Below are 6,935 nucleotides of genomic sequence, written 5' to 3'. Positions count from 1 at the left end.
CCGCCACCCGCTCCCGTCACCACGATGACGTCGCCGTCGAAGCTCAGCGTGCTCACGTGTTCTCCTTCTCGCGCTTCGCGAGCGCCCGGCCTCAGTCGTGCCCGGCAGTCGCGGGTGTCGTGTGACCGGGGACACTAGACGAAGGCTGGCACTGAGTGCCAGTCTTGCAACCTCATGGCCCTCATATCACTGGTAAACCGTGGCACTCAGTGCCATCGCGAGCTAGAGTACTCAGCCGTGTGGGACTTCGAAACGCTCAGCGGTCCGCCGTTACGGGAGGCGTCCGACGTCGGCGCGCTCACCCTTGGCCAGGTGCTCGCCGACCAGTGCGCGCAGCATCCTGACCACGAAGCTCTGGTCTTCGACGATCCCCTGGTCGGTGAAACGGTTCGCTGGACCTACCGAGACCTCGCCGACCAGGCCCGCCGGATCGCCAAAGCTCTCCTCGCGCGCGGCACCTGCAAGGGCGCGCGCGTCGGCATCCTCATGGGAAATCGCCCCGAAGCCGTGGCCTCGCTGTTCGGAGCGGTGCTCGCCGGAGCGGTGGCCGTCCCCCTCTCGACCTTCTCGCCCGGGCCCGAGCTGTCCTACCTGGTATCCCATTCCGACGTCAGCGTGCTGCTCCTGCAGACCTCGATGGGCCGCAGACGGTTCGCCGCCGACCTGGTCGGCCTCTGTCCTGGCGCGGCGGGCTCACGGCCGATCAGAGATCCCGCCTACCCGTCCCTCCGCCACGCCGCGGCGCTCGGGCCATCGACGGACCGCGCGAACATCCAGGCATGGGAGGCGTTCCTCGAGCGCGGCGACGCGGTGGGCGACGCGCTTCTCGACGCCGTCACCGCCCAGGTCGACCCGTCCGACTCGGCGACCATCATCTACAGCTCCGGGACGACCGACCGGCCCAAAGGGGTCCTCCACTCTCATGAGTCCGTCGCGCTGCAGTGGTGGATCCAGGCCAAGCTCTTCGGACGCGACGCGGCCACCAGGGTCTGGAGTCCTCTCCCGCTGTTCTGGACGGCCGGCCTCAATGCCGCGATGGGAGCGACGATCGCCGCGGGCGGGACGTGGGTGATGCAGGAGCAGTTCGAACCGGGCCACGCGCTGCGCCTCCTGGAAAGGGAGCGCGTGACCGAGCCGCACGCCTTCGCCCACCAGGCACGGACGCTCGCCGAGCATCCGACGTGGCCGAGCACCGACCTCTCGTCGTGTACACGGGTCTATGGCAAGTCGGTCTTCACTCGCCATCCAACCGTCAAGGGTGACATGACCTGGAACATGCCTGTCGGCTACGGCATGTCGGAAACCGCATCATTCCTTGCGGGATTTTCGAGCGACACCCCACGGGAGTTGTTGCGGGGTGGTTCCTATGGACGGCTGCTCCCGGGAAGCCAGCTGCGAGTGATCGACCCAGATACCGGCCGGGCTCTGCCGGCGCGAGAGGAGGGCGAGCTCATCGTGCGCGGCCCGACCCTCATGGAGCACTACGTGAAGCGGACACGATCGCAGTGTTTCGACCTCGAGGGTTTCTTCCACACCGGAGACCGGGGATTTTACGACGAGGACGGCAACATCTACTTCTCCGGCCGAGCCACCGAGATGATCAAAACTGGCGGCGCGAACGTGTCACCAGCGGAAATCGAGCTCCAACTCCACGCCTTCGAACCCGCCAAGCTCGCGCGAGCGATCGGCGTCGACGATCGTCGCCTCGGTCAGATCGTGGTGCTCTGCGTCGAGCTGAAAGACGGATCGACGGCCACCGAGCTCGACATAAGATCCTTCCTGCGCGAGCGGCTGGCGAGCTACAAGGTGCCCAAGAAAGTGCTGTTCTTCGCTGACGGCGAAATACCGCTCAACGGCAGCGGAACGAAGGTTCAGGACGGCCGGCTCATCGTGATGGCACAGGATCGGCTGCACTCATGACACCTACCGTGCCCGGACTTCTCCAGCCCGATGATCTCTTCCACACCGGGATCGTCGTCGACGACCTCGCCAGCGCCAGGGAGCGGCTCGGCGCCGACCTCGGCGTGACCTGGCACGAGGGCGGTGCCGCCGTTCGCCTGCGCACCCAGGACGGAACGCGCACCGTGTCGACGGCATACGTCCTGTCACGGGAGGGCTCACACCACATCGAACTCGTCCAGGCCATCGAGGGAACGGTGTGGACGGCCACCCCGCCAGGTCACGCCCATCATCTCGGCTACTGGGTCGACGACCTGGCCTCCACGGCTGCCGCCCTGGAGACGCTCGGGTGGACGACCGAGGCGACGATCGCGATCAGAGACGATCGTCCGCCGATGTGCAGCTACCTGCGCGCACGCAGCGGGCTGTACGTGGAGATCGTCGACCGAAGCCTGCTGCCGGTGCTGCTCCCGGCGACCTGACGGCACTCCGCCCAGACGGGTGGATGAGGAGGAGYGAACGTGACGACATCAGACGCGCCATCCCAGGAGCGCGCACCCGGCGAGATCGCCCGCGGCCAGCTCTTCTACCAGCGGCTGCTGGACCAGGAGACCCGCCACGTGCCGGACAGCCTGCGAGCGGTCTCGGCCGGCTACACGGAACCGGGCGGCGTGGCACCGTCGCGCTACTTCGACCCGGACTTCCATCGCCGCGAGGTCGAGCGGGTCTGGGGCCGGGTGTGGCAGATGGCCTGCCGGGAGGAGCAGATCCCGGAGGTCGGTGACTCGATCGTCTACGACATCGCCGACTGGTCACTGATCGTAGTGCGCGCGGCGCCGGACGAGATCAGGGCATATCACAACTCCTGTCTGCACCGGGGAACTCAGCTGCGCACCAAGGACGGCCCCCTGAACAACATCCGCTGCCCCTTCCACGGGTTCACCTGGAATCTCGACGGGACACTCGGCGAGGTTCCCTCGGCATGGGACTTCCCACACCTCGACCGGGCCACGTTCTGTCTTCCTCAGGCACAGGTCGCGACGTGGGGCGGATTCGTGTTCGTCAACATCGATCGCGCGGCCCCCCCGCTTGAGGAATACCTCGAGGACCTTCCACGGCACTTCGCGCACTGGCCGTTGGAGGACCGTTATCTCAAGGCCCACGTCGTGCGGGTCATGCCCTGCAACTGGAAGGTGGCGCTGGAAGCGTTCATCGAGGCCTACCACACGATGGCGACGCACCCCCAGCTGCTTCCCACGGCCKCCGACTCGCTCAGCGAGTACGACGTCTATGGCCGGCACGTAAGCCGAATGATCACGGCTGTGGGTATCAGCAGCGATCACCTTGAGGACCAGCCCGACGACGTCGCCATCGTGCGCAGGATGCTGGGCTCGCGTGACGCGGAAGTCACCCTGGAGCCGGGGGCGAACGCGCGGACCACCCTTGCCGAGCGCGTGCGGAGGTCATTGACCTCCCGCACCGGACGCGATTATTCCACCGCGAGTGACGCGGAGCTTCTCGACGGCATCGAGTACCTCCTGTTTCCCAACTTCATGCCATGGGCAGGTCTCCTCACGTCGTTCGCGTACAGGTTCCGTCCCCATGGCAACGATCCCGAATCCTGCATTATCGACGTCATGGTCCTGGAGCCACTCCCCACGGATGGCACCCGACCGCGCCCCAGGCCGACACGCGTGCTGGGCGACGACGAGAGCTGGACCAGCGTGCCCGAACTCGGCGTGTTMGGCCGCGTCTTCAACCAGGACGGCGCGACGATGGGCCGCATCCAGCGCGGGCTGCGTGCCTCGGTCGCTACCAGCACCACGCTGGCGCTCTACCAGGAAAGCCGGATCCGGCACTTCCACGCCGCGCTCGACGCCTACCTGGCGTGACCGCGGACGGCTACTCTGCTGGGCCTGGCGGCGGGGCTCAGCGGCGGGGCCCTACAGTTCTGTCAGCCCGAACTCGCTGCTTCCTGGGCGGGCTATCCCCGCACGGTCGGGGCCGGCCGGTTCGGGTCGTGGGGTATGCCCGAGTCGGCGCCGCCGTGACGACGAAGAAAGGTCATCTTCCGGGTGACGAGGCGCCAGCCGGCCTCGGTCCGGCGGTAGGTGTCGCTGTACCAGCCCATGCGCATTCTGTGGTTGGTCTGGTCGATGAACAGCAGGGGCACCTCACCCGTCCCCGAATCACCATCGATATCGAGCACCGGAGCCCCGGTGAGGAACAGGCCCTTCGGCGCGGCCTCGACCAGCCGCGGCCAGTCCGCGAGCCCGTACGTGTCACCGAACGCGGAGTAGGAACCGTCGGGCGTGAAGACGTGCTCCATGATGTGGTGCACGTCGCCCTGTGACATCTTCAGCGCGTACACGGCGCTCAGGTGGATGAGTTCGGCGGCGTCGTCCGTAGGCGGTGTCACGGTCTCAGCCCACGACCTTGGCGCGACGCTCGAAGTCGTCACGGTCCGCCTGTGGCCGCAGCTCGTTCAGCGCGAACACCACACAGAACTCCATGCCGGCCGGGTCCCGCATGATCACCCAGCGGCCCGGGTGGTTGGCCCACGAGTCGTCCACGACGGTGGCGCCGCAGTCGACAAGGCGTCTGACCTCGGCCTTCAGGTCGTCGGTGTGGATGTCGAAGTGGACGCCGGCCGAGCCGGGGCCGACGTCCTGCACGACGACCCGGTTCGGCTCGGCCGCGTCCTCGAGAATGGTGTACGCCGGCAACTTGGTGGCCCTGGCCTCCGCTCCCAGCGCGGCGGCCCAGAAGGTCACGGTCCGGTCGCGGACCTCCGTGGGAGCGTCGATGACGAAGGTGCTCAGCAGGTTGCGATGCATCGCGGTCCTCTCGTACTCGTTGGCTGGCCTCGGCGTCCGGCGAGGGCGTGGTCGCGAGCACCCGGCCCGCGTGCCGGCGCCGGAGGCCGCCGGGTCGTCTCCTGACGTGGGTGCCGTGGCCGGTCAGGCACCGGCGCCGCCGTCGATGGCGATGGCCTGACCGGTGAGGTAGCCCGGCGCGTCGGCGCACAGCCAGACCGCGGTGTCGGCGATCTCGCTCGCTTCGGCGACGCGGCCGGACGGGTTGGCGCGGACGAGACGTTCGACCGTCTCCTTCGGCATCGACGCCCGGAACATCGGCGTGTCCACGGTGCCCGGGCACAGCGCGTTCACCCGCACCCGGTGGGAGGCGTATTCGCGCGCCGCCACCCGCGTGAGCCCGACGACCCCGTGCTTGGCCGCGGTGTAGGCGGAGACCGTCGGCGCCGCGCGGATCCCCGCGACCGAGGCGCAGTTCACGATCGCGCCACCACCCGACGCCACCAGCGCGGGCAGCTCGTGGCGCATGCAGGACCAGATGCCCGTGAGGTCGACCGCGAGGACGCGGTTCCAGTTCTCCATGCTCGACTCGGCGAGGAGTCTGCCCTGCTCGCCGTCGATGCCCGCGGCGTTGAAGGCGGCGTCGAGCCGGCCGTAGGCGGCGACGGTGGTGGCGACAGCGGTTCGCACGGTGTCGTCGTCCGTGACGTCACAGCTGACATAGACGCACTCCCCCAGTGCGCCGAGCTCGCTCTGCGCCTCCCGGCCGGCCCGCTCGTTCAGGTCGGCGAGCACGGTGGCGTACCCACGGCGCAGGAACGCCTCGGCCGCGGCCCGGCCGATGCCCGAGCCAGCACCGGTGACGAAGGCGACTCTCCTCGACGCTGCGTCGACCATCGCTCTCAGCCCTCCCGCCTCGACGTCGCCGGGCCCGCCGCCGGAGCCCTCGACGTCACCGAAAGGCGATCGATGACCAGGACGCCGTCGCGGATCACGGCCTTCAGGGCCTCGTCGGGCCGGGACAGCAGGGCCGGGTCGGCGAGCGGATCACCGTCGACGATGATCAGATCGGCGAGTGCTCCGGGCTCGATGACACCAACCCGCGCGGGCGGATCGACCAGAAGCTGCCCGGCGTTGCTCRTCCCCCAGGAGAGCACCTCCGCCGGCGACAGRCCGTCGATCGCCGAGTAGAACGCGAACTCCCGGCCGTAGTTGCCCACCTGGTGGTCGAGCGGGTCGTTCTTGATCATAGTTCGGAACACGCCGCTGTAGTCGTCTCCGATGAGGATTCGCACCCCGGCCTCCTGGGCGACCGGGAGCATCTTGCACATGTGGTCGTAGATCCCGCGGGTGACACCGAACTTTTCCGCATAGCCGATCTCGAACAGACTCCACAGATAGACGAGGCTGGGGACCCAGAAGGTGCCGGCCGCCACCATCCTGTCGATGCACTCCTGGTCGATCTCGTCCCCGTGGTCGATGATGTCGACGCCGAGGTCGAGGCATTCGAGAATCATCGGCTTGTCACACACGTGCGCGCGGACCTTGGCGCCGCGTTCGTGGGCCGTGTTCACGATGGAAGCGAGTTCGTCTCGGGAGATGTTCCGTGACGTGACATTTGGAATGCCGTGTCCAGCGCTGGCGAAGACCTTGATGGTCTCCACGCCGCGGCTGACCTCCAGGCGGACCATCTTGCGCATCGCCACGGGCCCGTCGTCGCACAGGTCGATGCCGGGCGTCTCGTAGGGCTTCCACCAGCGGCTGCGGTTGTTCATGTCGCCGGTCGTGCCGACGTGGTGCCCGCAGGCTCGGATGCGGGGGCCCGGGATGATGTCCTGGGTGATCGCCATCTTGAGCTGCGCGTCGATGTCATGGGCACACCCGGCGCCCGAGTACCCGGTGAAACCACTCTCCAGCAGTACCCGGCAGGTGCGAACGCCGATTGCCATCATGACGCCGGGCGGAAGCTCMTTGCCGGGCTTCTCGCCGGAGAAGATGTCGAACCTGTAGAAGTCCGGGTGCAGGTGAGAGGTGATCAGGCCGGGCATGACGGTCAGGCCGTCAACGTCGACAGCGTCGTCGCCAGGCCGGCCGGTACTCTCATCGACCGACGCGACGAGATCGACCGACGCGACGAGGTTGCCGGACAACGTGACCGAGCCCCTGCCCGGGAGCATCGCGTGGCCGTCGAAGACGCGAGCGTTCGAGAGGACGACCATC

Annotated in this window: 7 protein-coding genes; 3 read left to right on the top strand and 4 right to left on the bottom strand. The window is 67.9% G+C overall.

Translation table 11 applies throughout. From position 1 onward, the window contains the following. The first annotated feature begins 237 nt into the window (after positions 1–237). Genes BL253_RS23465 through BL253_RS23455 form a run of 3 tightly spaced genes read left to right on the top strand, consistent with a single transcriptional unit; the run spans position 238 to position 3,791 of the window. Complete coding sequence (locus BL253_RS23465) at positions 238–1,920, top strand: class I adenylate-forming enzyme family protein (RefSeq protein ID WP_076819264.1); 1,683 nt, start codon at positions 238–240, stop codon at positions 1,918–1,920. Next, positions 1,917–2,381 (top strand): VOC family protein, encoded by a 465-nt coding sequence (locus tag BL253_RS23460; RefSeq protein ID WP_076819263.1) that lies wholly within the window; start codon positions 1,917–1,919, stop codon positions 2,379–2,381. The genes BL253_RS23465 and BL253_RS23460 overlap by 4 nt, the downstream gene beginning before the upstream one ends. A gap of 39 nt (positions 2,382–2,420) precedes the next feature. Continuing rightward, positions 2,421–3,791: an aromatic ring-hydroxylating oxygenase subunit alpha gene (locus BL253_RS23455; protein ID WP_081438599.1), complete on the top strand. Its 1,371-nt coding sequence runs from the start codon at positions 2,421–2,423 to the stop codon at positions 3,789–3,791. A gap of 92 nt (positions 3,792–3,883) precedes the next feature. Here the strand turns inward: BL253_RS23455 and BL253_RS23450 are convergent, their stop codons facing one another. The 4 genes from BL253_RS23450 to BL253_RS23435 all read right to left on the bottom strand — a co-directional run bounded on the left by BL253_RS23450 (position 3,884) and on the right by BL253_RS23435 (position 6,934). Then, positions 3,884–4,318, bottom strand: a complete 435-nt coding sequence (locus tag BL253_RS23450; protein WP_198946369.1) for a nuclear transport factor 2 family protein — start codon at positions 4,316–4,318, stop codon at positions 3,884–3,886. Between the two features lie 4 nt (positions 4,319–4,322). Beyond that, entirely contained in the window at positions 4,323–4,736 is a 414-nt protein-coding gene (locus tag BL253_RS23445; protein ID WP_076819262.1) for a VOC family protein, read from the bottom strand. A gap of 123 nt (positions 4,737–4,859) precedes the next feature. Then, positions 4,860–5,612, bottom strand: a complete 753-nt coding sequence (locus BL253_RS23440) for an SDR family oxidoreductase (protein WP_076819261.1) — start codon at positions 5,610–5,612, stop codon at positions 4,860–4,862. 5 nt (positions 5,613–5,617) lie between these two features. After that, positions 5,618–6,934, bottom strand: coding sequence for an amidohydrolase family protein (locus BL253_RS23435; RefSeq protein ID WP_076819260.1), 1,317 nt, complete (start codon positions 6,932–6,934; stop codon positions 5,618–5,620). Position 6,935 lies beyond the last annotated feature (1 nt).

The organism is Pseudofrankia asymbiotica, assembly GCF_001983105.1.
GTDB classification, from domain to species: Bacteria; Actinomycetota; Actinomycetes; order Frankiales; family Frankiaceae; genus Pseudofrankia; species Pseudofrankia asymbiotica.
The sequence above is the reverse complement of the archived record's forward strand: the minus strand, read 5'-3'. Positions and strand labels throughout refer to the sequence as shown.

Coding starts and splice junctions, on each gene's coding strand:
- BL253_RS23445 (WP_076819262.1), bottom strand. CDS start 4,736: ATGCATCGCAACCTGCTGAGCACCTTCGTCATCGACGCTCCCACGGAG.
- BL253_RS23440 (WP_076819261.1), bottom strand. CDS start 5,612: ATGGTCGACGCAGCGTCGAGGAGAGTCGCCTTCGTCACCGGTGCTGGC.
- BL253_RS23460 (WP_076819263.1), top strand. CDS start 1,917: ATGACACCTACCGTGCCCGGACTTCTCCAGCCCGATGATCTCTTCCAC.